A 23,422-nucleotide genomic window follows, 5' to 3' on the forward strand; every position below is an offset into this window, starting at 1 on the left:
CGGGCCATGCCCGCGAAACGGGCAAGGCAAGAGCATCGCGGGCATGGCCCGCTCCTACGGATCGTAGTGAAGTAGGGTGGATGACGCCTTTTTCATCCACCAATCGAAATTAGGCGGCCCGGATGGTGGACAAGCCTTCGGCATGTCCGCCCTACAGATCCAACACCAGCAACGGACTTTTCGCCCGCGAGCAGCAGGGGGTGAATTGGTCGTTCAGCGCCTGTTCGGCTTCGGTGAGGAACAGGTCGCGGTGTTCCGGTTCGCCGGCCAATACCCGGGTCAGGCAGGTGCCGCAGATGCCTTGCTCGCAGGACAGCGGGATATCGATACCGCAGGCTTCCAGCGCCTCGGCGACGCTCTGGTCGGCACGAATCTGGATGATCTGGCCGCTGCTGTTGAGCTGCACGGCGAAGCTGCCGTCGTTGGTGTGATTGATGGGTGCGGCGGCGAAATACTCGCGGTGCGCGCGTTGATCGTCCCAGCCCTGGGCCTTGGCTGTGCCCAGCACATGCTCCATGAAACCGCCCGGTCCGCAGACGTAGAGGTGCGTATCGGCTGCGGGCTCGGCGAGCAGGGTGGCGGCATCCAGGCGTTGAGCGGCGGGGCCGTCGTCGAAATGCAGGTGCACGCGCTCGGCGAACGGCGAGGCCTGCAGGCGTCCGACAAAAGCCGCGCGTTCGCTGGAGCGGGCGCAGTAGTGCAGTTCGAAGTCGGCGCCGAGTCGGTGCAGGCGTTCGGCCATGCACAGGATCGGGGTGATGCCGATGCCGCCGGCGAACAGCAGGCTGCGCTGGGCATATTCGCTAAGCGGAAAGAGGTTGCGCGGCTCGCTGATCAGCAGCCTTTGGCCCACCTGCATCTGCTCGTGCATGGCCCTGGAGCCGCCGCGCGAGGCGGGATCCTTGAGTACGCCAATCAGGTAACTCTGGTTTTCCCAGGGTGGGTTGCACAGCGAATATTGGCGGATCAGGCCGCCGGGCAGGTGCACGTCGATATGGGCACCAGCGGCGAATGCCGGCAGCGGCGCGCCGTCGATGCGGGCCAGTTCGAAGCTGCAGATATCCTGGGCCTGGTTGGTGCGCGCAACGACTATGACTTCGATCACGGGACGCTCCTTGCACTGAAGGTGCTGGCGATCAGTTCGGGCGTCGCGGCCGCTGCACGTTCCTGGGCGATCAGGCGTTCGAGGATGCGCCGCGACTGTACGCCGCCGGCATCGATATTCAGCTTGAGCAGGGCGCGCTGCGGATGAGCCAGCAGGTTGGCCTGCTGCTGCTCGAGCATCTCCAGGTCCTCGGAAAAAATCTTGCCCTGGCCTTCGCGGATGGTCGCGGTGAGCTCCTGGTCCTCGGGCTTGAAGCTGCGCGCCATGCCCCAGAAGTACCAGATCGAGGTCTCGGTTTCCGGGGTGATGAAGTCGACCACGATGCTCGCTGCCTTGTCGGCCGGGGCTGCGTCATAACCGCCTTTGCTGGCGTGGGCCACGCCCACCTCGATCAGCACATGGCTCGGCGGGGTGAAGCGGCAGATCTGCCAGCGGTCTACCGGCACATCGTCGGCCAGGCCGTTACCGCGCAGGGCCATGCGCCAGAACGGCGGGGCCATGATGTTCTGCATATGCCGGCTGGTGACCACGTTGTCGCCCTCGACCGTGGTCGCCGGGGCGACCTCGTCGATCTCCTTCTGGCCGATGCTGGAGGCGTGCACATAGGTCTCGTGGGTCAGGTCCATCAGGTTGTCGATCATCAGGCGGTAGTCGCAGTTGATATGGAACAGCCCGCCGCCATAGGCCCAGTCCGGGCTGTCGGCCCATTCCAGGTGATGGATCAGCGCCGGGTCGGCCTGCTCGGCATCGCCTGGCCAGACCCAGATAAAGCCGTAGCGCTCCTCCACCGGATAGCTGCGGATGCACGGGAAGCCGCGCACGCGCTGGCCCGGCATGTCCTGAGTCTTGCCGTCGGCACCCATGGCCAGGCCGTGGTAGCCGCAAATCAACTGGCCGTCCTCGACAAAGCCCAGGGACAGCGGCGCACCGCGGTGCGGGCAGAAATCCTCGACCGCCGCGACCTTGCCTTGCGGCCCACGATAGAAAGCGATTTTCTCCCCGCAGATCTGCCGGCCGAGGGGTTTGTCGGCGATTTCATTCGGGGTGCAGGCTACGTACCACGCATTTTTCGGGAACATGGAGGCTCTCCTGGGTGGGCCTTGTTTGTTGTTATTGGATCCAATTGTTCTCGCTGACGTAGCTGAGTGTCAAAGTGAAAGTTTGCGCGTGGAGTGATTTGTGGTCGATTATCGAACGAATAAGTAGATTTGCTCGGATGATTAAAGGGTGTCTGGCGTGCTGGGCGGATGCTTAGAGTTTGACGATATCTTTTTATGGATCCAATTGTTCGGCGGTAGACCGAGCCGTTTCCCTGGTGTATTTGGGGCGTATGAGGCTGGTGCGCATGGCGCACCCTATGGGGCGTGGTGGGCTGGAGAGGAAGTGGTTGAGCGTTCCTGTGCTGCTGGATGGGTACGATCAGGGGCTGCCTTATGGTTCCAGCGCGGACGCGCGACCTCCCGTAGGGTGCGCTGCGCGCACCGGGTGATCGCGGCCATGGTCGTGCGGCGCACCCTACAAGGGCGATTCGCTAGTTGTCAGTGGTCATGGCAATGGTGCGCGCGGCGCACCCTACAGGGCGACCCGCTACTCGCCCGCCGGCCGCCGCGACAGGCGATAGGACAGTTGTGCGCGGGTCAGGCCGAGGCGGCGGGCGGCTTCGGAGACGTTGCCTTTTACCTCGGCCAGGCAGTGGTCGATCATGGTGTCCTCGATTTCCTGCAGCGACAGCCGGCGCAGATCCTTGCCGCCGAACAGGGCCTGGAGCGCCTGGTTGTCTGCGCTGGCCGGCTCGCTGGTCGCGCCGGCCCCTGGCGCCTGGTCGTTTGGCGCTGCGGCCAGCTGGCCGCGGACGCCGATGGAGAACATCGGCTGGGCCAGGCGTTCGCCGCTGGTGAACAGGTGTGACAGGTCGATGGCGCCGCCGTCCGGGGCGCTGATCACGCCGCGCTCCACCAGGTTCTGCAGCTCGCGGATATTGCCGGGGAAGTCGTAGGCCAGCAGGGTGTCGGCGGTGCGCGGGGTAAAGCCGCTGAGTTGCCTGCCGTGGCGCTGGGTAAAGCGATGGAGGAAGTGGGTCATCAGCAGCGGGATGTCCTCCTTGCGTTCGCGCAGCGGCGGCAGGTGGATCGGGAATACGTTGAGGCGAAAGAACAGATCCTCGCGGAACTCGCCGCGCTGGGCGGCGGCGCGCAGGTCGACGTTGGTCGCGGCGACCACCCGCACGTCGACCTTGAGCGTGCGACTGCCGCCAACCCGCTCGATTTCGCCTTCCTGCAGGGCGCGCAGCAGCTTGCCCTGGGCCACCAGGCTGAGGGTGGCGATTTCGTCGAGAAACAGGGTGCCGCCATCGGCGCGCTCGAAGCGCCCGGCACGCGACTGGGTGGCCCCGGTGAAGGCGCCGCGCTCGACGCCGAACAGCTCCGACTCCATCAGGTTTTCCGGGATGGCGGCGCAGTTGATGGCGACAAAGGGTGCCTCGCTGCGCGGGCTGATGCGGTGCAGCATGCGCGCGAACATCTCCTTGCCGACCCCGGATTCGCCGGTGAACAGCACGGTCGCCTGGGTCGGTGCGACTCGCCGCAGCATATGGCAGGCGGCGTTGAAGGCCGAGGAGATGCCGACCATCTCGCCGTCCTGGGCCGGTGCCGGGTCGGCCTGCAGGGCGCTCGGCAGGGCACCTTTGTCGCCGCCCTTGGCACTGGCATGGCGCGCGGCCGTGCTGCCGCCGCTACCGACAAAGGGTTCGGCGTTGAGGTCGGCCAGATCTTCCTCGGCATCGTCCCATTCCTCGGCGGGCTTGCCGATCAGGCGGCAGATGCTGGAGCCGGTGGAGCGGCATTCCACCTCGCGGTAGAGAATCAGCCGGCCGACCATCGCCGAGGTGTAGCCGGTGGCGTAGCCGGTCTGCATCCAGCAGGCCGGCTCGGTGCCGATGCCGTACTGGGCGATATGTTCGTCGTCCTCGCTGGAGTGGTGCCAGAGGAATTCGCCGTAATAGGTGCCCAGGTTCATGTCGAACTCGAAGTGCACCGGTTCGACCTTCACCGCCCCTTCGATCGCGTGAATCAGCGGCCCGGCGGCGAACAGCGCCAGGGTGTCTGACTCGGGAAAGCGTTCCTTGATCAGCGCCGCATCCCGCGCGCCGCAGTGGTAGCCGGTGCGCAGCATGATGCCGCGGGCACGGGCCAGGCCCATGCTTTCGATCAGCTCGCGGCGCAGCGCGCCAATGCCGCTGCTGTGCATCAGCAGCATGCGCGCGCCATTGAGCCAGATGCGCCCGTCGCCGGGGCTGAACATCAGGCATTCGGTCAGATCCTGCAGGGTCGGCGCGGCCCCGGGTGGCAACTGTTCGCTGGCACCGCGGGCAGGGGATTTCTGCGTGCCGCGGGAGAGTTCGGCCAGGGAGATCAACTTGTTTGCCATCGAGAACCCCTTAATCGGATTAATCATATTCCGCATAGTGCAGCATGATTTTGCTGAAATCATCACTTTTTTAAGGTGGCTTCAGCCTGGCTAAGCAGGCCTGTTTTCCTGTGATTAAGCGAAAATATGCGGGCTAGAGGGGTTTCTCTGTTGTGGCCATTACATGGCATATCGATTGCTAGAACTAGTTACCGACTTTAACTAATTCGGCAATAACAACATGGCTTGGCTGCCGCCGCGCTCGCGCCGGACAGCACAGGCGAGAATCGGGAAACCCGTATGAAGCTGACCAACAAGACGATCGTCGTGACCGGGGTCTCCTCGGGTATCGGCGCCGAAACTGCCAGAACCCTGCGTGCCCATGGCGCCACCGTCATCGGCGTGGACCGCAACGAACCCAGCCTGAGCCTGGACGGCTTCGTCCAGGCCGACCTCAGCCATGCCGATGCCATCGATGCCGCCGTGCAGCAGCTGCCGGCGCAGGTCGATGGCCTGTGCAATATCGCCGGGGTACCCGGCACCGCCGACCCGCAGCTGCTGGCGCGGGTCAACTACCTGGGCCTGCGTCATCTGAGCGAGACCGTGCTGCCGCGCATCCGCGAGGGCGGGGCGATCGTCAACGTGTCCTCGGTGCTCGGCGCCGAATGGCCACAGCGTCTGGAGTTGCATCGCGCCCTGAGCCTGGCCAGCGGTTTCGCCGCGGGCGAGGCCTGGCTGAACGAGCACCCGGTGGCGGACCAGACCTGCTACCAGTACTTCAAGGAAGCGCTGATCGTCTGGACCCAGATCCAGGCGCAACCCTGGTTCCTGCGCACCTCGGTGCGGATGAACTGCGTGGCCCCCGGCCCGGTGTTCACCCCCATCCTCAACGAATTCGTGACCATGCTCGGCGCGGAGCGGGCGCAGGCCGACGCCCACCGTATGAAGCGCCCGGCCTATGCCGACGAAATCGCCCCGGTAATTGCCTTCCTCTGCGCCGACGAGTCGCGCTGGATCAACGGCGTGAACGTCGCGGTGGATGGCGGCCTGGCCTCGACCTATCTCTGACCCGCATCACTGGGTGGGTTCGCTACGCCGGTGCTGCTGTGTCGGTAGTGGATCTGTAATTCAACGGCGGCTGAACCTCGGGAGATCGAACAAGGCGTTGTAGCCGGAGCAAGTCCACTGCACATGAACTGAATAAAGCCATCGAACCCCGCCAGGCCGTTTGGTCGGCGGGCGAAATTGATAATAAGAACAATGAGGCAATCCATGAAAAAGAGTAGAGCTGTTGCCGTTTTCACGCGTGCCGCACTGGCCACCGCCATCTGCGCGACACTGCCACTGTCGAGTGCCAGCGCCATGCAATTCGACCTGGGGGATTCACAGTGGCGTGCGCGCTGGGACAACACCCTGAAATACAGCCTGGCCTACCGCCTGCAAGGGCAGGACAGCGCCATCACCGACTCGCCGACCGCCGGCGGGCTCTATCCGAATATCCAGAGCCAGGGCGACAACAACTTCGATCGCGGTCTGGTCTCCAACCGTCTGGACGTGCTCTCCGAGTTCGATCTGAGCACGCAGAACTATGGCCTGCGCGTCAGTGGCGCGGCCTGGTACGACGATGTCTACAACCAGGATACCGACAGTGACCTGCAAAAGGATTTTCTCGACGCGACCCGCGATCTGCACGGGCGCGACGCCGAGATCCTCGATGCCTTCGTGTTCGTTCGCGGCAACGTCGGCGAGTCGAGCCAGGGCACCCTGCGCCTCGGCCAGCACAGCCTGATCTACGGCGAGAGCCTGTTCTACGGCGGCAACGGCATCGCCAACGCCCAGGGGCCGATCGACGTGGTCAAGCTGCTCAGCGTGCCGGGCACCCAGTTCAAGGAGATCCTGCGCCCGGTCAACCAGGTGTCCGGGCAATTGCAGATCAACCCGCAACTGTCGGTCGGCGCCTATTACCAGTTCGAGTGGGACCGCTCCAACGTGCCGGGCGCTGGCAGCTACCTGAGCGACGTCGACGCCATCGGCCACGGCTCCGGCGACCTGCAGCAGGTGTTCGGCAACGCCACGGTCAACGGCGGCGACATCAGCGCCAAGGACTCGGGGCAGGGCGGCATGCAACTGCGCTACAAGCCGGAAGGCACCGAGCTGGAACTCGGTTTCTACGCCGCCAAGTACCACGACAAGGCGCCCAGCGGCCTCTACGCCTACCTGGACGGTGCCGCGTTCGCCGCCACCGGGTTGCCGATCCTCGGCTCCTATCGTCAGGTCTATGCCGAAGACATCAAGACCCTCGGCGCCAGCTTCTCCACCGCGTCCGGGCCGTTCAACTTCGCCGGTGAGGCCTCGCTGCGCTGGGACGCGCCACTGGTCAGCAATCTGCAGGTGGTCCTGCCCGGCATGGCCGCGGACAACGGCGACGACGCGCTCTACGCCAAGGGCAAGACCGCGCACATCAACCTTTCGACCATCTACCTGCTGTCGCCCGGCAAGCTGTGGGATGGCGGTTCGGTGATCGCCGAGCTGGCCTGGAACCGCACCCTCAGCGTCACCGACAACCGCGCGGCGCTGGATTCCAACACCACCCGCGACGCCACCGCGCTGCGCGTGCTGGCCGAGCCAGCCTACTTCCAGGTGGCCGACGGCGTCGACCTGAGCGTGCCGGTGGGCTTTGGCGTGGTCCTCGACGGGCGTTCCTCGGCGGTGAGCAAGGCCGGTTTCGGCAATACCCACGCCGGCGACTGGAGCATCGGGCTCAAGGCCACCTACCTGCAGCGCTGGGACTTCGGCGTCAACTACGTGAACTTCTTCGGCAAGAAGGGTGCCGGGCTGCGTGAAGACGGCAACTTCAGCTATGCGCAGTCGCTGGCCGACCGCGATTTCGTCTCCGTCTACGTGAAAACCACATTCTAATAAGAGGTTTTATTCGCCATGCAAAGCAAATCTTCCTTGCGTATTTCGGCCCTGACCATTGCCTTGTTGAGTGCCGGCCTGGTGCAGGCGGCAGTTTCCCCGGACCAGGCCGCGCGGCTCAACGCCGACCTCACGCCCCTGGGCGGCGAGCGCGCCGGCAACGCCGACGGCAGCATCCCGGAATGGACCGGCGGCTATACCCAGGCGCCGGCGGGTTACCAGAGCGGCGACAAGCGCGCCGACCCGTTCGCCGCCGACAAGCCGCTGTTCTCGGTCAGCGCAAGCAATATGGCGCAGTACGCCGAGCAGTTGGCCGAGGGTACTCAGGCGCTGCTGAAGAAGTACCCGGACTACCGCCTGGATGTCTATCCGACCCGGCGTAGCGCCGCGGCGCCGCAGTGGGTGTACGACAACACCCTGCAGAACGCCACCCGCGCCACCCTCGAAGAGGCCACCGAGAAAGTCAGCGGCGCCTACGGCGGGATTCCCTTCCCGCTGCCGAAGAATGGCGCCGAGGTGCTGTGGAACTACCGGCTGTCCTGGCAGGGCGCCGACACCTTCTACGTGCCGTTCGACACCTGGCTGATGACCGCCGGCGGCAAGAAGCTGCAGGCCACCCGCGCACGCTTCTGGTACCAGCATCCCTACTACTTCAAGGAAGGCAACCTGGAGACCTATGGCGGCAAACACCTGATCGGCAAGCTGGCCACCGAGCAGCCGTCGTCCAAGGCCGGCGAAGGCCTGATGACCCACTGGGACATGGACCCGGACAAGCGCGCCGCCTGGCAGTACCTGGTCGGCCAGCGCCGGGTGCGCCGCGCGCCGAATATCGCCTATGACACCCCGGACTTCGTCACCTCCGGCGTCGGCTTCTTCGACGAGGCCTTCATGATCTTCGGCCCGACCGATCGCCATGACCTCAAGCTGGTCGGCAAGAAGGAACTGCTGGTGCCCTACAACAACAACCGCGCCGCGGCGGCGAGCAGCGACGAGTTGGTCAAGCCGGGCTTCCTCAATCCCGATCTGGTGCGCTGGGAGAAGCACCGAGTATGGGTGGTCGAGGCCACTCTCAAGGCCGGCAAGCGCCACGTGGTGCCCAAGCGCACCTACTACGTGGACGAGGACTCCTGGCAGGTGCTGTTGCTCGACGGTTACGACGCGCAGGGCAAGCTGGGCCGGCACAACTACTCGCTGACCCTGCTCGCCCCGGAAATGCCGGTGCTGACCGCCAACGTCATGTGGGGCAGCTACAACCTGGAGACCGGCGCCTACTTCCTCAACGCCGCGGCCAACGACCTGAAGGTGCAGTACCAGGCCTATCCGCGTCCGTCGGTGTCGTTCTTCACCCCTGACGCCATGGCCAGCGACAGCATGCGCTAAGGGGGTTGTCTGGCGCGTCGATGCCCAGGTATGGGCGCGCTAGGCAATTGCTGCCTGGGTAAGGGGCATGCCGTGAAGGCAGTCCAAGTGATGAAGGCCATGTCCCAATTGGTTGTTGCAATGGCTAACAGGCCAAAACACAGGGCCTGTAGGAGCCAGCTTGCTGGCGATGCTTTCCGCTGTGAGATGGATCGCCAGCAAGCTGGCTCCTACAAAGAGCTGCGACTCCATGCAACACGTAGCTGGTACAGAGTCGATTTTTAACGCCCCTATCTTTTCTTTTCAAGAAGCGGGGCAGCCCAGGTAGTTTTCAACAGTCTGATAACTCTTCTGCAGTGGTTGGAGCGGACATGATCGGTAATTTTTCCTTCACCCGGGCGCTGCCCCTGCTGTTCACGGCGCTGCTGTTGCCCGGTTGGGCGACGGCGCAGTCGGCGGCCGTTGCGCAGATTCCCTTGCTCGACCAGCCGGCGCTGCACAGCGCCAAGGCCCAGCGCTCGGTGCTGCTGGCGCTGACCCGCGCCGGCGAACGCCTGGTGGCGGTCGGCGAACGCGGCATCATTCTGCTCTCGGACGATTCCGGGGCTAGCTGGCGCCAGGCCCAGGTGCCGGCCAGCGTCAGCCTGACTTCGGTGCAGTTCGCCGATGCCGAACAGGGCTGGGCGGTGGGTCACCTCGGCGTCGTCCTGCACAGCGCGGACGGCGGCGAGACCTGGAACAAACAGTTGGACGGCGTGCAGGCCGCGCAGCTGGCGCTGCAGAGCGCCCAGCAAGGCGACGACGCCAAACTGCTCAAGGCCGCCGAATGGCTGGTCGCCGATGGCCCGGACAAACCCTTTCTCGACCTGTATTTCAGCGACATCCGGCACGGCTATATCGTCGGCGCCTACGGCCTGATCCTGCGCACCAGCGACGGCGGCGCCAGCTGGCAGGCGTGGATGCACCAAGTCGATAACCCCGAGGGCCTCAACCTGTACGCCATTCGTGCCCTCGGCGATCAGCTGTTTATTGCTGGCGAGCGCGGTTTGCTGCTGCGCTCCAGCGATGGCGGGCAGTCCTTCCAGGCGCTGGAGTCGCCCTACGAGGGCAGTTTCTTCGGCCTGTTGGCCAGTCGCAGCGGGGGCCTGCTGGCCTACGGCCTGCGCGGCAATGCCTGGTGGTCGAGCGACCGCGGCGACAGTTGGCGCCAACTGGACACCGGCGTGGAGTCGGCCCTGGCCGCCGGCCTCGAGCTGAACGACGGCCGCCTGCTGCTGGCCAGCCAGAGCGGCGAATTGCTGCTCAGCGGCGATGGCGGCGCGCATTTTGACCACCGACGCACCCGTGAGGGCGCGACTGTCGCCGCCGTCGCACAGGCGGCCGATGGCAGCCTGACCAGCGTCGGTCTGGGCGGCTTGTCCGCCCGCCAGGATATCCAGGCCGTGGCCCGCCCTTGAGCGTTAGGAGTCAACTGTGAAATACGAAAAACCGTCGAGCGCAATGCACAGCCTGATCGGCCGCCTGGAAGACTTCGACCGCGCTTCGGGCAACCGGGTGGAGCGGGCGATCTTCAACCACCGGCCCTGGGTGATCCTGCTGTGCCTGTTGGCCACCCTGGTGCTCGGCTGGCAGGCCGCGGGCATCGGCATCAACGCCAGCTACGAGAAGACCATCCCCAGCAAGCATCCCTTCGTGGTCAATTTCCTTGCCGAACGCAGCGAGCTGAGCGGCCTGGGCAACGCCCTGCGGATCGCCGTGACGGCGGAGCAGGGCGATATCTTTAGCGCCGACTACCTCGACACCCTGGCCAGGCTTAACGATGAGATCTACCTGCTGCCAGGCGTCGACAAACCCTATATGAAGTCGCTGTGGACGCCGACCACCCGTTGGACCGCGGTGACCGAGGACGGCCTGGACGGCGGCACTGTGATCCCCGGCAGCTACGACGGCTCCGCGGCCAGCCTGGACGAGGTGCGCACCAACGTCGCCCGTTCCGGCGAGATCGGCCAACTGGTGGCGGCCAACTTCAAGTCCAGCGTGATCTACGTGCCGCTGCTGGAGATCAACCCGGAGACCGGCAAGGCGCTGGACGCCGGCGAGTTCTCGCGGCGCCTGGAGGCGTTGCGCGACAAGTACCAGAGCGAGCAGGTGCGCATCCATATCACCGGCTTCAGCAAGCTGATCGGCGACCTGATCGAAGGGCTGCTGCAGGTCGCGCTGTTCTTCGTCGCCGCGGTGGCGGTGACCATCGCCGTGCTGTTCTGGTACACCCGCTGCGTGCGCAGCACCTTCGCCGTGGTGCTCTGCTCGCTGGTCGGCGTGCTCTGGCAGGTCGGCCTGCTCGCGGCCATGGGCTACGAGCTGGACCCCTATTCGATTCTGGTGCCGTTCCTGGTGTTCGCCATCGGCATGAGCCACGGCTCGCAGAAGATGAACGGCATCATGCAGGACATCGGTCGCGGCATGCTGCCCTGGGTCGCCGCCCGGCTGACCTTCCGCCGTCTGTTCCTCGCCGGCCTGACCGCGCTGATCAGCGATGCGGTGGGCTTCGCCGTGCTGATGGTGATCGAGATCCGGGTGATCCAGGACCTGGCGATCACCGCCAGCATCGGCGTCGCCGTGCTGATCCTGACCAATCTGGTGCTGCTGCCGGTGCTGCTCAGCTATATCGGCGTCAGCCCCAAGGCGGCGCAGCGCAGTTTGCAGGCTGAACAGGCCGACAGCGCCGGGCTGGCGCGGCATCCGTTATGGCGCCTGCTCGACCGTTTCACCACTCGCCGCTGGGCCGTCGCCGCCGTATTGCTCGGCCTGCTGTTGGCGCTGGTCGGCAAGGGCATCGGCAGCCAGTTGCAGATCGGCGACCTCGACCCCGGCGCCCCTGAGCTGCGCGCGGATTCGCGCTACAACCGCGACGTGGAGTTCATGAACGACAACTACGCCGCCAGCTCGGACATCTTCGTGGTGATGATCCGCACCCCGGAGGATCAGTGCACCCGCTATGCCACCCTGTCGGCGGTGGACCAGTTGGCCTGGCGCCTGGAGCAACTGCCGGGGGTGGAGTCGACCAACTCGATGGCGGCGCTGAGCAAGATCGCCACCGCTGGCTACAACGAGGGCAACTTCAAGTGGTACGAGCTGGTGCCCAACGACGGTGCCCTCGGTGCGGTCCAGACCCGCGCGCCGCGCGAGCTGTTCAACCAGGGCTGCTCGCTGCTGTCGCTGTACGTCTACCTCGCCGACCACAAGGCCGAAACCCTGAATAGGGTGGTGGCGACCAGCGAAGCCTTTATCGCCGAGCAACAGCTGCCGGAGGTCAAGTTCATGCTCGCCGCCGGCAGCGCCGGGATCGAGGCGGCGACCAATATCGTGGTCGAAAAGGCCATGCAGGAAATGCTCTATTGGGTCTACGGCGCGGTGATCCTGCTGTGCTGGGTAACCTTCCGCAGCTGGCGCGCGGTACTGGCGGCGATCCTGCCGCTGATCCTCACCTCGATCCTCACCGAGGCGCTGATGGTCGGCCTGGGCATGGGCGTCAAGGTCGCCACCCTGCCGGTGATCGCCCTCGGCGTGGGCATCGGCATCGACTACGCGCTCTATGTGCTGAGCGTGATCCTGGCGCGCATGCGTGCCGGCGATTCGCTGTCCGAGGCCTACTACCGCGCGCTGCTGTTCACCGGCAAGGTGGTGCTGCTGACCGGCGTCACCCTGGCCATCGCCGTGGCCACCTGGGCCTTCTCGCCGATCAAGTTCCAGGCCGATATGGGCATCCTGCTGGCCTTCATGTTCCTGATGAACATGCTCGGCGCGCTGATCCTGCTGCCGGCCCTGGCCTACTTTCTGTTGCCGCAGCGGGCCTTCGGCGCCAAGTCCGAAGCGCCTGCGCTGCCGCAGCCGAGCGGGGCGAGCTGAATGCGCGCCCTGCAGGGCGGTTGCCTGAGCCTGTGGCTGCTGGCCTCCTCGACGCTCTGGGCCGCGGCGCCGGCGCAGCAGTACCAGCAGCTGCGCAGCCAGGCGACCCTGCTGGCGGTCAACGCGCTGCTCTACTTCGACGCCGACCCGCGGCTGCAGCCCGATGCCAGGCACCTGACCAGCCTGCGCGAAGCACAGCAGCGCCTGGATGCCCTGGCCGTGGAGCTCGACCTGTCGGCGGACATGGGCGACTCGCTGGCCAGCCTGAATGCCTGGCTGGACGATTTGCAGGCCTTGCGCCGTGACGAGGCACCGCGATACCCGCAGCTGCTGATCGGCCTGCTCGACAGCCGGGCGCAACTGGATCGGCAGGCGGCCGCAACTTACCAGCAAGGGCAGGATCAGTTGTCGCCCGCCGCGCGCTTGCTCAATCGGCAAAGTCTCGATATCGCCAGCCTGCTGCTGCATGCCCAGGCGCGCAGCGCGCGGGTGCTCGGCGACCATTCGCTGGCTTTCGCCGAGGCCGAGTTTGTCGCTCGCGACCGGGCCATCGAACAGGGTTTCGCCGAGCTGATCAGTATCCTGCCGGAGCAGGCCGACAGGCTGCACAAGCAGCGCCTGGCCTACCGTTTCGTGCGCAAGCGCCTGCTCGATCGCGATCCGGGGAAGGTGATCGGCGGCCTGGAGCGCTACCTGGCCGGCATCGTCGTGGCGCTCGACGCGTTGGCGGCGCGCTAGGGCTTATCGACTGGCGGCAGACCGGCAGGTAGGGTGCGCCGTGAGCACCGATTGCCTAAGGGCAGGTCGAGGCATGGATAACCGGCCGCAGCGACTCTGGCGTTCTGGTGCGCGCAGCGCACCCTACGGGTTGTCGTCGGCGCTGGCGCCGTGCGCAGCATGGCCATTGTCGCTGCGCAAGGCGTCGGCGCGATGGCCGGCCGGGGCCTTGCGCGAACTGGCCGAAAACCTATTCGATCGGCTCGTAGGGCAGACCCACATAGTTCTCCGCGATGGTCCTGCGCCCGGCCTCGGAGCCGACGAAGTAGTCCAGCTCGGTCTGTTGCATGCGCTGGCTGAAGGCGTCGGTGTCGGGGAATCTGTGCAGCATCGAGGTCATCCACCAGGAGAAGCGCTCGGCCTTCCAGATGCGCCGCAGGCAGATTTCCGAGTACTTCTCCAGCAAGTCGCTGCGGCCCTCGCGGTAGACCTTGAGCAGGATGCGGTACAGCGTGCTGACGTCGCTGGCGGCCAGGTTGAGGCCCTTGGCGCCGGTCGGCGGGACTATGTGGGCGGCGTCGCCGAGCAGGAACAGGCGACCGTACTGCATGGGCTCGACCACGAAACTGCGCAGCGGGGCGATGCTCTTCTCGATCGACGGGCCGGTCACCAGGCGTGCGGCGACCTCGCTGGGCAGGCGGCTCTTCAGTTCGGCCCAGAAGCGCTCATCCGACCAGTCCTCGACCTTTTCCTCGGCACCGACCTGCACGTAATAGCGGGTGCGGGTCGGCGAACGCATGCTGCACAGGGCGAAGCCGCGCTCGTGGCTGGCGTAGATCAGCTCCTCGGCCACCGGCGGGGTGTCGGCGAGGATGCCCAGCCAGCCGAACGGATAGACCCGCTCGAACTCCTTGAGCACCCCGGCTGGGATGGACTGCCGAGCCACGCCATGGAAGCCGTCGCAGCCGGCGATGAAGTCGCAGTCCAGGCGCAGGCTCGCGCCGTTGTGCTCGAAGGTAACGTAGGGCTGTTCGCCCTGCAGGTCATGTGGTTGCACGTTGCTGGCGCTGTAGAAGGTCTTCGCCCCGCACTGCTCGCGGGCCTGCATCAGGTCGCGGGTGACCTCGGTCTGGCCATAGACCATCACCGTCTTGCCACCGGTGAGTTGCTTCAGGTCGATGCGTTCGCAGCGGCCATCGAAGGCCAGCTCGAAGCCGTCGTGGACCAGGCCCTCGCTATCCATGCGCGCGCCGACCCCGGCTTCGCGCAGCAGCTCGACCAGGCCCTGTTCCAGCACCCCGGCGCGGATGCGGCCGAGCACGTAGTCGGGGCTCTGGCGTTCGATGATCACATTGGCGATGCCGGCGTTATGCAGCAGCTGGCCGAGCAGCAGGCCCGAGGGGCCGGCGCCGATGATGGCGACTTGGGTTTTCATTGTTGTTGTCCTCGCTGAGATAGTCACGGGACAGTATTTTTGATGGTATGGAACGCCTGTTGAAGGCACTATCCAGTTGCTGTTATGGACTTTTCGAGGATTAAGGTATGCCTTCCAGTGCTCGCGGCGCTATTCCGGTGTTCAAGCTCTACGGCGAGACCGGGGTCTGGCCCACGCCGGACCTGATCCACTGCGAATCGATCGCCGAACGCAGCCGTCTGCATGATTGGGAGATCAAGCCCCATCGGCACAGCGACCTGGTCCAGCTGCTCTATGTGCAGGCTGGTTGTGCCGAGCTGGAGGTCGAGGGGGCGCTGCAGCGGGTCGAAGAAGCCTTCCTGCAGGTGGTGCCCGCGCTGAGTGTCCATGGCTTTCGCTTTTCCCGGGATATCCAGGGCCATGTGCTGAGCCTGGCGCTGCCCCTGGTCGAGCAACTGGAGACGGGCTTGCCGCTGGCCCCGCTTGCCGCTGCAAGCTGGCATGCCGTGGGGGACGAGAAGCCGCGGCTGGATGCCTTGTTCGAGTCGATTGCCCAGGAATACAGCCAGGTAGCCGTCGGCCGCGATCTGCTGTTGCAGTCGCTGATCAGTATTCTGTTGGTGTGGATTGGCCGGCGCTGCCTGGCGGCGCAGCAGCGTGAAGCCGCGCCGCTGGACAAGGGGCGTGTCCACCTGCAGCGGTTCACCCGCCTGCTGGAAGAGCACTACCGCGAGCACTGGCCTATCGAGCGCTACGCCGCGGACCTGGGACTCAGCGCCGCGCACCTGAATGCCCTGTGCCGCAGCCTGGCCGGGCTCTCGGCCCTGCAGGTGGTCAACCAGCGGGTGCTGCTGGAGGCCAAGCGCAATCTGGTGTACACCACCATGACCATCAATCAGGTGGCCGATAGCCTCGGCTTCTCCGAGCCGGCTTACTTCTCGCGCTTCTTCAAGCGTTCCACCGGTGTGGCCCCGCAGGCATTTCGCCAGCGCCGCTAAGCTCGCCGGCCTCGCCTGGCTCGGGCCGCAAGAAGCAGGTGCGCCTACCTTCTGCTCAGCAGCACCCCGGCTTCCATGTGGTGGGTGTAGGGGAACTGGTCGAACAGCGCGCAGCGCGTGACCCGGTGGGTGTCGCTGAGCTGGGCAATGTTGGCGGCCAGGGTCTCGGGGTTGCAGGAGATATAGAGGATGCGCTCGAAGCGTCGGGTCAGCTCGCAGGTGTCCGGGTCCATGCCGGCGCGCGGCGGGTCGACGAACACGCTGCCGAAGTCGTAGCTTTTCAGGTCGATGCCGGCCAGGCGGCGGAACGGCCGCACCTCGTTGAGTGCCTCGGTCAATTCTTCGGCGGACAGGCGCACCAGGCACACGTTGTCCACGCCGTTGTCGGCCAGATTGGCCAGGGCGGCGTTGACCGAGGATTTGCTGATCTCGGTGGCCAGCACCTTGCGCACCCGGGTGGCCAGCGGCAGGGTGAAATTGCCGTTGCCGCAGTACAGCTCCAGCAGGTCATCCTGGCGTTCGCCCAGTACCTCGTGGGCCCAGCCGAGCATCTTCTGGTTCACTTCGCCGTTGGGCTGGGTGAAGGCGCCTTCCGGTTGGCGATAGCTGAAGGTGCGGCCGGCCACCTGCAGCTGTTCCTCCACATAGTCCTTGCCGATGACGATGCGCTTGCCCTTGGAGCGGCCGATGAGGCTGACCTGCAGTTCGCCCGCGAGCTGCTCCGCCTCGGCGTGCCAGGCCGCGTCCAGCGGACGGTGATAGCACAGGGTGATCAGCGCATCGCCACTCAGGGTGGTGAGGAATTCGACCTGGAACAGCTTGAAAGAAAGCACCTCACTGGCCTGCCAGGCGGCTTTCAGGCGCGGCATCAGGGCATTGATCTGCGCGCTGGCGATGGGGAAGTCGTCGAAGAAGATCGGCGTGAACTTGTCGCCGGCTTCGAACATCGCGTAATGGCGCTTGCCGTCTTCGCGCCACAGGCGGAACTCGGCACGCAGGCGGTAGTGCTCGCGCGGCGATTCGAAGACTTCAGGCTCTGGAGCATCGAAGGGCGCCAGCAGCTCGACCAGGCGGGCTTTCTTTTCGGCGAGTTGGACGGCATAGCTGGCGGGATCGAACTGGGAACGGCTCATGGGAGACTCTATGAATAAGGCACTTGTAGGAGCGAACCATGATCGCGGGCATGGCCCGCTCCTACGGTAAATTGGTGGCGGTGTCAGGCGAACCAGCCCAGCTTGATCACGAACAACACCGACAACACCACCAGCGCCGGGTTGAGGTCGCGCCAGCGGCCGGCCAGCAGTTTGATCAGGGTCCAGGCGATGAAGCCGAAGGCGATGCCGTTGGCGATCGAGAAGGTCAGCGGCATGGCCAGGGCGGCGATCACCACCGGCGCGGCAACGGTGAGGTCGTCCCAGTCTATCTGCGCCAGGCTGCTCATCATCAGCACGGCGACGAACAGCAGCGCCGGCGCGGTGGCAAAGGCCGGCACGGCACCGGCCAGCGGGGCGAAGAACAGGCTGAGCAGGAACAGCAGGGCGACCACGCAGGCGGTCAGGCCGGTGCGCCCGCCGGCGGCGATGCCGGCGGCGGATTCGATGTAGCTGGTGGTGGTCGAGGTGCCCAGGGCGGCACCGGCCATGGTCGCCGTGCTGTCGGCCATCAGCGCACGACCGAGGCGCGGCATCTTGCCGTCCTGGTCCAGCAGGTCGGCCTTCTGCGCGACGCCGACCAGGGTGCCGGAAGTATCGAACAGGTCGACGAAGAGGAAGGCGAAGATCACGCTGAGCAGGCCGATGTCCAGGGCGCCCATGATGTCCAGTTGCAGCAGGGTCGGCAGCAGCGAGGGCGGCATCGACACCACGCCGCTGAGCTGCGACAGGCCGAGCAGGATCGACAGGCCGGTGACCAGCAGGATGCCGATCATCACCGCACCCGTGACCTTGCGGTAGGCCAGGGCGGCAATCACGAAGAAGCCCAGGCAGGCCAGCAGCACGCCGCCCTGGCTCATGTCGCCGAGGGTCACCAGGGTGGCCGGATGGTCGACCACGATGCCGGCGTTCTTCAGCGCGATGATCGCCAGGAACAGGCCGATGCCGGCGGCGATACCGGCGCGCAGGGCCATGGGGATGCTGTTGATGATCCACTCGCGGATCCTGAAGATCGACAGGGCGAAGAAGATCACCCCGGAGAGGAACACCGCGCCTAGCGCCACCTGCCAGGTGTGGCCCATGGTCAGGACCACGGTGTAGGTGAAGAAGGCATTGAGGCCCATGCCCGGCGCCAGGGCGATCGGGTAGTTGGCCAGCAGGCCCATGATCGCCGAGCCGATGGCCGCGGCCAGGCAGGTGGCGACGAATACCGCGCCCTTGTCCATGCCGGTCTCGGCGAGCATGTTGGGATTGACGAAGAGGATGTAGGCCATGGTCAGGAAGGTGGTGAGTCCGGCCAGGATCTCGGTGCGTGCCGTGGTGTGATGCGCTTTGAGGTGGAAGATTCGTTCCAGCATGCAGGACTCCCTGTGGCGTAATGAGGTTGTGAAAAACTATCTGTCACGCCTTCAATGTGCAGACCGAAAGCAAAGCACATGTGCACGATTTTGCTGGCGATCTGGAAAAAGGCGCGCATCATAACAGCTCGTCCGCAAGCGGTGCAGGCATGGCTCTGCGGGCGTTTTTCGTTGTGTGTTTCGAGGAGGCAAACATGACTTCACGTGCCCTTGTCACCATTGCCGATGGCGTCGAAGACATCGAATGCGTGACCCTGATCGACGTGCTGCGGCGCGCCGAGGTCGAGGTGGTGGTCGCCAGCATCGAAGGTCGGCGTATGGTCACCTGCGCCCGCGGCAGCCGCTTGACCGCCGATACCATGCTGGTCGACGTGCTGGCCCAGGAGTTCGACCTGATCGTCCTGCCCGGCGGCATGCCCGGCGCGCAACGTTTGGCCGAGCATGAGCCGCTGGCCGAACGGGTGCGCCGACAGGCCAAGGCCGGCAAGTTGTTTGCCGCGATCTGCGCGGCGCCAGCGGTGGCCTTGCAGGCGTTCGGCGTGCTGCAGCAGCGGCGCATGACCTGCTACCCGAGCTTCAGCGAGCGCCTCAGCGGTTGCACCTTCGTCGACCAGCCGGTGGTGGTCGACGGTAACTGCATCACCAGCCAGGGCCCGGGCACCGCGCTCGAGTTCGCCCTGACCCTGGTCGAACTGCTGCGCGGCAAGGGTACGCGCAAGCAGGTGGCCGAGGCGATGCTGGTGCATTGACGCGGGTCTCGGTCGGCACCCGCGCGTCGGGCTTACTCGCGCAGCAGTTCGCCGCCTTCCAGCCGCTGGCGGACCGTGCGCCAGACCCGGCTATGATTCAGCTCAACTAACTGGCGCAGCGCCTTGGCTTTCCCCGCGCGGTTCGCTCAGCTGATCGCGCTTTGCCAGTTCCGGGAACAGTTTGATCCAGGCGCCGGTGACCAGCAGGGCGCCGACCCCGCCGATCAGCACCGCCGGCACGGTGCCGAACCAGGCGGCGCTGACCCCGGCACGGAACTCGCCGAGCTGGTTCGAGGCGCCGATGAACAGGCCGTTCACCGCGCCGACCCGGCCGCGCATTTCGTCCGGTGTCTGCAGCTGCACGAAGGCGCCGCGGATGACCATGCTGACCATGTCCGCCGCACCCAGCAGCACCAGGGTCGCCAGGCTGAACCAGAGCGAGGTGGACAGGCCGAAGCCGATGGTCGCCACGCCGAAGATCGCCACCGAGGTGAAGATCACCGGGCCGACCCGGCGTTCGATGGGGAAGTACGCCAGCCACAGCGACATCAGCAACGCGCCCACCGCCGGCGCCGAGCGCAGCAAGCCGAGGCCCCAGGGGCCGGTGAGCAGGATGTCCTTGGCGAATACCGGCAGCAGCGCGGTGGCGCCGCCGAGCAACACCGCGAACATGTCCATGGAGATCGCGCCGAACACTGCGGGGCGGCTGCGGATAAAGCGAAAGCCGGCCAGCAGCGACTCCAGCGAAGCCTTCTGTTTCAGCGGCAGCTGGCGCGCCGGCAGGCTCAGCATCAGGCTCAGGGCGCCGATATACAGCAGCGCGGCGGGACCATAGACCCAGCCCGCATCCAGCGCAAAGAGCAGGCCGCCGAGCGCCGGCGCGACTATGGTCGCGGTCTGCATCGCCGAGGCGGAGGCGGCCACGGCGGCGGGAAACAGGCCAGGCGGCACTATGTTGGGCAGCAGCGCCTGGGTGGTGGGCATCTCGAAGGCGCGGGCGCTGCCGAGCAGGAAGGCGATCAGGAAGATCATCTCGCGGCTGAGGCTGTCCAGCGTAGTGCCGATCAGCAGGGCCAGGGCGACCAGGCCCTGGCCGCCCTGGCACAGCGCGGCGACCTTGCGCCGGTCGAAGCGGTCCGCCACATGGCCGGTGAGCAGGATGAACAGGATCCGCGGGAGAAACTCGACCAGGCCGACCAGGCCCAGGTCGAGCACGTTGCCGGTCAGCGTGTACAGCTGCCAGCCAATGGCCACGGTGAGCATCTGGAAGCCGCTGGCGGTGCCGACCCGGGCCAGCCAGAAGGCGATGAAGGGGCGCTGGTGACGCAGGAGCAGCTTGGCGTGGACGCTCATGAGTTATTTAGATAGCTAGCTACTGAAGGTGCGCCAGCCTAGCATGGCTGGCGGCCCGCACAAGTCTGCGGCGCGACAAATAACCACAGCGGCAAGCGCCGGAGGAGGCGCTACTCTCTAACCAATACTTGATCCAGATCAAAACCCGCATTGGGTTTTCCTGTAGCGGTCTTGGCCGCTGCGCCGCATCACCCCGGCAATAACAAGAACAATTGCACCTTTTTGCGTTTGCGCTTCCCTATCAACAGGTGCGTGATCGGTAGGCGTGTGCACAGGGCTGTGCTCCGAATAACCTGAGTGAGGATGCTGCATGTTCGGCATAGAGGCGCTCGACCTGGCGCGAATCCAGTTCGGTTTCACCATTTCCTTCCACATCATCTTCCCGGCCATCACCATCGGCCTGGCCAGCTACCTGGCGGTCCTGGAAGGCTTGTGGCTGAACACCCGGCAGGAGGTGTACCGCGATCTGTACCACTTCTGGGCGAAGATCTTCGCGGTCAACTTCGGCATGGGCGTGGTCTCTGGCCTGGTCATGGCCTATCAGTTCGGCACCAACTGGAGCGCCTTCTCGGATTTTGCCGGGGCGGTCACCGGGCCGCTGCTGACCTATGAGGTGCTCACCGCCTTCTTCCTCGAGGCGGGTTTTCTCGGCGTCATGCTATTCGGCTGGCAGCGCGTCGGTCCCGGCCTGCACTTCTTCGCCACCCTGATGGTGGCCATCGGCACCCTGATTTCGACCTTCTGGATCCTCGCCTCCAACAGCTGGATGCACACTCCCCAGGGCTTCGAGATCATCGACGGGCGGGTGATTCCGGTCGACTGGTTCGCCGTGGTGTTCAATCCATCGTTCCCCTATCGCCTGGCGCATATGGCCACCGCCGCCTTCCTCGCCACGGCGTTCTTCGTCGGCGCCGCGGCGGCCTGGCACCTGCTGCGCGACCGCGACAACCCGGCGCTGCGCAAGATGCTCTCGATGGCCATGTGGATGGCCCTGCTGGTTGCGCCTATCCAGGCCATGATCGGCGACCTGCACGGCCTCAATACCCTGAAATACCAGCCGGCGAAGATCGCCGCGATCGAGGGCCACTGGCAGAACCACGGTGACGAGCCGACCCCGCTGACCCTGTTCGGCTGGCCGGACATGCAGCGCGAAGAAACCCGCTTCAAACTGGAGATTCCGGCGCTCGGCAGCCTGATTTTGACCCACAGCCTGGACCAGCAGGTGCCGGCGCTCAAGGAGTTTGCCAAGGAGGACCGGCCCAATGCGACCATCGTGTTCTGGACCTTCCGGGTCATGGTCGGCCTCGGCGTGCTGATGATCCTCACCGGTCTCTGGGGCCTGTGGCTGCGCGCGCGCGGTCGCCTCTACCAATCGCGGGCGTTCCTGCACCTGGCGGTGTGGATGGGACCTTCGGGCATCATCGCCATGCTCGCCGGCTGGTACACCACCGAGATCGGTCGCCAGCCGTGGGTCATCCAGGGTCTGATGCGCACCGCCGATGCGTCCTCGGGGCACAGCTTCGCGCAGATGAGCCTGACCCTGGCGCTGTTCGTGGTGGTGTATTTCGCCCTGTTCGGTGCCGGGCTCGGCTACATGATGCGGCTGGTGCGCAAGGGGCCGGTCACCGATGAAGGCAAGCAAGCCACCGAGGGCGGGCCCGGACGCCAGCGCACGCCGTCGCGTCCGTTGTCCGCCGCGGATGAAGAGCCGGACGACAGCGACACCCCGAGTGGAAGGAGTTGAATATGGGCATCGATCTTTCGTTGATCTGGGCCGCGATCATCGCCTTCGGCGTGATGATGTACGTGGTGATGGACGGTTTCGATTTAGGGATAGGCATCCTCTTCCCCTTCGTCAAGCGCAAGGGCGAGCGCGATGTGATGATGAACACCGTGGCGCCGGTCTGGGACGGCAACGAGACCTGGCTGGTGCTCGGCGGCGCCGCGTTGTTCGGCGCCTTTCCGCTGGCCTATGCGGTGGTCTTGAGCGCGCTCTACCTGCCGCTGATCCTGATGCTGCTGGGGCTGATCTTCCGCGGCGTGGCCTTCGAGTTCCGCTTCAAGGCCAAGGCGGATAAACGCCACCTGTGGGACAAGGCCTTTATCGGCGGCTCGCTGACCGCGACCTTCTTCCAGGGCGTGGCCCTGGGCGCCTATATCGATGGCTTCGCGGTGGTGGAGCGGGTCTATGTCGGCGGCGCCTTCGCCTGGCTGACGCCGTTTTCGCTGTTCTGCGGGTTGGCGCTGATCGTCGCCTACGCCTTGCTCGGCTGCACCTGGCTGATCATGAAGACCGAGGGTCGCCTGCAGCAGCAGATGCACGACCTGGCGCGGCCACTGGTGTTCGTTGTGCTGGCGGTGACCGGCATCGTCAGCCTGTGGACGCCGCTGGCCCATGCCGAGATCGCCGCGCGCTGGTTCAGCCTGCCCAACCTGTTCTGGTTCCTTCCGGTGCCGCTGCTGGTGCTGCTGTGCACCTGGGCACTGCTGCGCGCGGTGGCCAGCAACGCCCACTATTCGCCGTTCCTGCTGACCCTGGCGCTGATCTTTCTCGGCTACAGCGGCCTGGGCATCAGCCTGTGGCCGTATATCATCCCGCCGTCGATCAGCATCTGGGAGGCCGCTGCGCCGCCGCAGAGCCAGGGTTTCATGCTGGTCGGCGCGCTGTTCATCATCCCCTTCATCCTGGGGTACACCGCCTGGAGCTACTACGTGTTCCGCGGCAAGGTGACCGAGGAAGACGGCTATCATTGAGGTGCCCGCCATGCCGGAGCAACAGGAGAAGAAACCGCTGTGGCAGCGTCTCGGCTGGCTGCTGCTGATCTGGTCCGCCAGCGTGCTGGCCCTGGGGCTGGTGGCCGGGTTGTTGCGCCTGTTCATGCAGGCGGCGGGGATGGGCACGCCCTAAGGCTATGTACCCGTTGGATGTTGCTGGGGTCGATAGGTAGGGTGCGCCGTGCGCACCAATGCAGCCCGTAAGCTCTT

At 65.5% G+C, this 23,422-nt stretch carries 18 protein-coding genes; 11 read left to right on the forward strand and 7 right to left on the reverse strand.

Annotation, left to right across the window (positions count from 1 at the left end; translation table 11 throughout):
- Positions 1-151: 151 nt before the first annotated feature.
- The 3 genes from G9C89_RS01680 to G9C89_RS01690 all read right to left on the reverse strand — a co-directional run bounded on the left by G9C89_RS01680 (position 152) and on the right by G9C89_RS01690 (position 4,531).
- On the reverse strand, positions 152-1,105 hold the full coding sequence (locus G9C89_RS01680; RefSeq protein ID WP_172143709.1) for a PDR/VanB family oxidoreductase: 954 nt from the start codon (positions 1,103-1,105) through the stop codon (positions 152-154).
- Positions 1,102-2,184: an aromatic ring-hydroxylating dioxygenase subunit alpha gene (locus tag G9C89_RS01685; RefSeq protein ID WP_172143711.1), complete on the reverse strand. Its 1,083-nt coding sequence runs from the start codon at positions 2,182-2,184 to the stop codon at positions 1,102-1,104. The genes G9C89_RS01680 and G9C89_RS01685 overlap by 4 nt, the downstream gene beginning before the upstream one ends.
- Positions 2,185-2,692: 508 nt before the next feature.
- Positions 2,693-4,531, reverse strand: a complete 1,839-nt coding sequence (locus G9C89_RS01690) for a sigma-54-dependent Fis family transcriptional regulator (protein ID WP_172143713.1) — start codon at positions 4,529-4,531, stop codon at positions 2,693-2,695.
- A 279-nt stretch (positions 4,532-4,810) separates the two neighbouring features.
- Here G9C89_RS01690 and G9C89_RS01695 point away from each other — a divergent pair, with 279 nt between their 5' ends.
- From G9C89_RS01695 to G9C89_RS01720, 6 genes are all read left to right on the forward strand, one after another.
- On the forward strand, positions 4,811-5,578 hold the full coding sequence (locus G9C89_RS01695) for a coniferyl-alcohol dehydrogenase (protein WP_172143715.1): 768 nt from the start codon (positions 4,811-4,813) through the stop codon (positions 5,576-5,578).
- 204 nt (positions 5,579-5,782) lie between these two features.
- Positions 5,783-7,429: a DUF1302 domain-containing protein gene (locus G9C89_RS01700; protein WP_172143717.1), complete on the forward strand. Its 1,647-nt coding sequence runs from the start codon at positions 5,783-5,785 to the stop codon at positions 7,427-7,429.
- A gap of 18 nt (positions 7,430-7,447) precedes the next feature.
- Positions 7,448-8,809, forward strand: coding sequence for a DUF1329 domain-containing protein (locus tag G9C89_RS01705; protein WP_172143719.1), 1,362 nt, complete (start codon positions 7,448-7,450; stop codon positions 8,807-8,809).
- 350 nt (positions 8,810-9,159) lie between these two features.
- A complete protein-coding gene (locus G9C89_RS01710) occupies positions 9,160-10,245 on the forward strand; it encodes a WD40/YVTN/BNR-like repeat-containing protein (RefSeq protein ID WP_172143721.1) in 1,086 nt (361 codons plus the stop codon).
- Between the two features lie 43 nt (positions 10,246-10,288).
- Complete coding sequence (locus G9C89_RS01715; RefSeq protein WP_172144820.1) at positions 10,289-12,697, forward strand: efflux RND transporter permease subunit; 2,409 nt, start codon at positions 10,289-10,291, stop codon at positions 12,695-12,697.
- Positions 12,698-13,435 carry a hypothetical protein gene (locus G9C89_RS01720; RefSeq protein ID WP_172143723.1) on the forward strand — a complete coding sequence of 246 codons (738 nt, stop codon included), beginning with the start codon at positions 12,698-12,700 and terminating at the stop codon, positions 13,433-13,435.
- 229 nt (positions 13,436-13,664) lie between these two features.
- Here the strand turns inward: G9C89_RS01720 and pobA are convergent, their stop codons facing one another.
- On the reverse strand, positions 13,665-14,849 hold the full coding sequence (gene pobA, locus G9C89_RS01725) for a 4-hydroxybenzoate 3-monooxygenase (RefSeq protein WP_172143725.1): 1,185 nt from the start codon (positions 14,847-14,849) through the stop codon (positions 13,665-13,667).
- A gap of 107 nt (positions 14,850-14,956) precedes the next feature.
- On the opposite strand from pobA, the gene G9C89_RS01730 reads away from it, so the two are divergent.
- Positions 14,957-15,826 carry a helix-turn-helix domain-containing protein gene (locus G9C89_RS01730; protein WP_172143748.1) on the forward strand — a complete coding sequence of 290 codons (870 nt, stop codon included), beginning with the start codon at positions 14,957-14,959 and terminating at the stop codon, positions 15,824-15,826.
- A 44-nt stretch (positions 15,827-15,870) separates the two neighbouring features.
- On the opposite strand, the gene trmA is transcribed toward G9C89_RS01730, so the two are convergent.
- Both trmA and G9C89_RS01740 read right to left on the reverse strand, forming a co-directional pair.
- Positions 15,871-16,959 carry a tRNA (uridine(54)-C5)-methyltransferase TrmA gene (trmA, locus tag G9C89_RS01735; RefSeq protein ID WP_172143750.1) on the reverse strand — a complete coding sequence of 363 codons (1,089 nt, stop codon included), beginning with the start codon at positions 16,957-16,959 and terminating at the stop codon, positions 15,871-15,873.
- Between the two features lie 83 nt (positions 16,960-17,042).
- Entirely contained in the window at positions 17,043-18,335 is a 1,293-nt protein-coding gene (locus G9C89_RS01740; RefSeq protein ID WP_172143752.1) for an NCS2 family permease, read from the reverse strand.
- A 194-nt stretch (positions 18,336-18,529) separates the two neighbouring features.
- On the opposite strand from G9C89_RS01740, the gene G9C89_RS01745 reads away from it, so the two are divergent.
- Positions 18,530-19,084 (forward strand): DJ-1 family glyoxalase III, encoded by a 555-nt coding sequence (locus G9C89_RS01745; protein ID WP_172143754.1) that lies wholly within the window; start codon positions 18,530-18,532, stop codon positions 19,082-19,084.
- A gap of 102 nt (positions 19,085-19,186) precedes the next feature.
- Here the strand turns inward: G9C89_RS01745 and G9C89_RS01750 are convergent, their stop codons facing one another.
- On the reverse strand, positions 19,187-20,437 hold the full coding sequence (locus G9C89_RS01750; RefSeq protein WP_172143756.1) for an MFS transporter: 1,251 nt from the start codon (positions 20,435-20,437) through the stop codon (positions 19,187-19,189).
- A 310-nt stretch (positions 20,438-20,747) separates the two neighbouring features.
- Between G9C89_RS01750 and G9C89_RS01755 the strand changes: the two genes are divergently transcribed.
- Genes G9C89_RS01755 through G9C89_RS01765 form a run of 3 tightly spaced genes read left to right on the forward strand, consistent with a single transcriptional unit; the run spans position 20,748 to position 23,345 of the window.
- Positions 20,748-22,181 (forward strand): cytochrome ubiquinol oxidase subunit I, encoded by a 1,434-nt coding sequence (locus G9C89_RS01755; RefSeq protein WP_172143758.1) that lies wholly within the window; start codon positions 20,748-20,750, stop codon positions 22,179-22,181.
- 2 nt (positions 22,182-22,183) lie between these two features.
- Complete coding sequence (gene cydB, locus G9C89_RS01760; protein ID WP_172143760.1) at positions 22,184-23,191, forward strand: cytochrome d ubiquinol oxidase subunit II; 1,008 nt, start codon at positions 22,184-22,186, stop codon at positions 23,189-23,191.
- Between the two features lie 10 nt (positions 23,192-23,201).
- Positions 23,202-23,345 carry a DUF2474 domain-containing protein gene (locus G9C89_RS01765; protein ID WP_172143762.1) on the forward strand — a complete coding sequence of 48 codons (144 nt, stop codon included), beginning with the start codon at positions 23,202-23,204 and terminating at the stop codon, positions 23,343-23,345.
- The last annotated feature ends 77 nt before the right edge of the window (positions 23,346-23,422 follow it).

The sequence above is a fragment of the Pseudomonas tumuqii genome (genome assembly GCF_013184545.1).
In the GTDB taxonomy this organism is placed as follows: domain Bacteria; phylum Pseudomonadota; class Gammaproteobacteria; order Pseudomonadales; family Pseudomonadaceae; genus Aquipseudomonas; species Aquipseudomonas tumuqii.

What these genes read in the sequence shown, in the direction of transcription:
- G9C89_RS01755 (WP_172143758.1), top strand. Translation starts at nt 20,748, where the DNA reads ATGTTCGGCATAGAGGCGCTCGACCTGGCGCGAATCCAGTTCGGTTTC.
- G9C89_RS01730 (WP_172143748.1), top strand. Translation starts at nt 14,957, where the DNA reads ATGCCTTCCAGTGCTCGCGGCGCTATTCCGGTGTTCAAGCTCTACGGC.
- pobA (WP_172143725.1), bottom strand. Translation starts at nt 14,849, where the DNA reads ATGAAAACCCAAGTCGCCATCATCGGCGCCGGCCCCTCGGGCCTGCTG.
- G9C89_RS01745 (WP_172143754.1), top strand. Translation starts at nt 18,530, where the DNA reads ATGACTTCACGTGCCCTTGTCACCATTGCCGATGGCGTCGAAGACATC.
- G9C89_RS01690 (WP_172143713.1), bottom strand. Translation starts at nt 4,531, where the DNA reads ATGGCAAACAAGTTGATCTCCCTGGCCGAACTCTCCCGCGGCACGCAG.
- G9C89_RS01700 (WP_172143717.1), top strand. Translation starts at nt 5,783, where the DNA reads ATGAAAAAGAGTAGAGCTGTTGCCGTTTTCACGCGTGCCGCACTGGCC.
- G9C89_RS01685 (WP_172143711.1), bottom strand. Translation starts at nt 2,184, where the DNA reads ATGTTCCCGAAAAATGCGTGGTACGTAGCCTGCACCCCGAATGAAATC.
- G9C89_RS01710 (WP_172143721.1), top strand. Translation starts at nt 9,160, where the DNA reads ATGATCGGTAATTTTTCCTTCACCCGGGCGCTGCCCCTGCTGTTCACG.
- G9C89_RS01765 (WP_172143762.1), top strand. Translation starts at nt 23,202, where the DNA reads ATGCCGGAGCAACAGGAGAAGAAACCGCTGTGGCAGCGTCTCGGCTGG.
- G9C89_RS01715 (WP_172144820.1), top strand. Translation starts at nt 10,289, where the DNA reads ATGCACAGCCTGATCGGCCGCCTGGAAGACTTCGACCGCGCTTCGGGC.
- G9C89_RS01720 (WP_172143723.1), top strand. Translation starts at nt 12,698, where the DNA reads ATGCGCGCCCTGCAGGGCGGTTGCCTGAGCCTGTGGCTGCTGGCCTCC.
- G9C89_RS01740 (WP_172143752.1), bottom strand. Translation starts at nt 18,335, where the DNA reads ATGCTGGAACGAATCTTCCACCTCAAAGCGCATCACACCACGGCACGC.
- cydB (WP_172143760.1), top strand. Translation starts at nt 22,184, where the DNA reads ATGGGCATCGATCTTTCGTTGATCTGGGCCGCGATCATCGCCTTCGGC.
- G9C89_RS01705 (WP_172143719.1), top strand. Translation starts at nt 7,448, where the DNA reads ATGCAAAGCAAATCTTCCTTGCGTATTTCGGCCCTGACCATTGCCTTG.
- trmA (WP_172143750.1), bottom strand. Translation starts at nt 16,959, where the DNA reads ATGAGCCGTTCCCAGTTCGATCCCGCCAGCTATGCCGTCCAACTCGCC.
- G9C89_RS01750 (WP_172143756.1), bottom strand. Translation starts at nt 20,437, where the DNA reads ATGAGCGTCCACGCCAAGCTGCTCCTGCGTCACCAGCGCCCCTTCATC.
- G9C89_RS01695 (WP_172143715.1), top strand. Translation starts at nt 4,811, where the DNA reads ATGAAGCTGACCAACAAGACGATCGTCGTGACCGGGGTCTCCTCGGGT.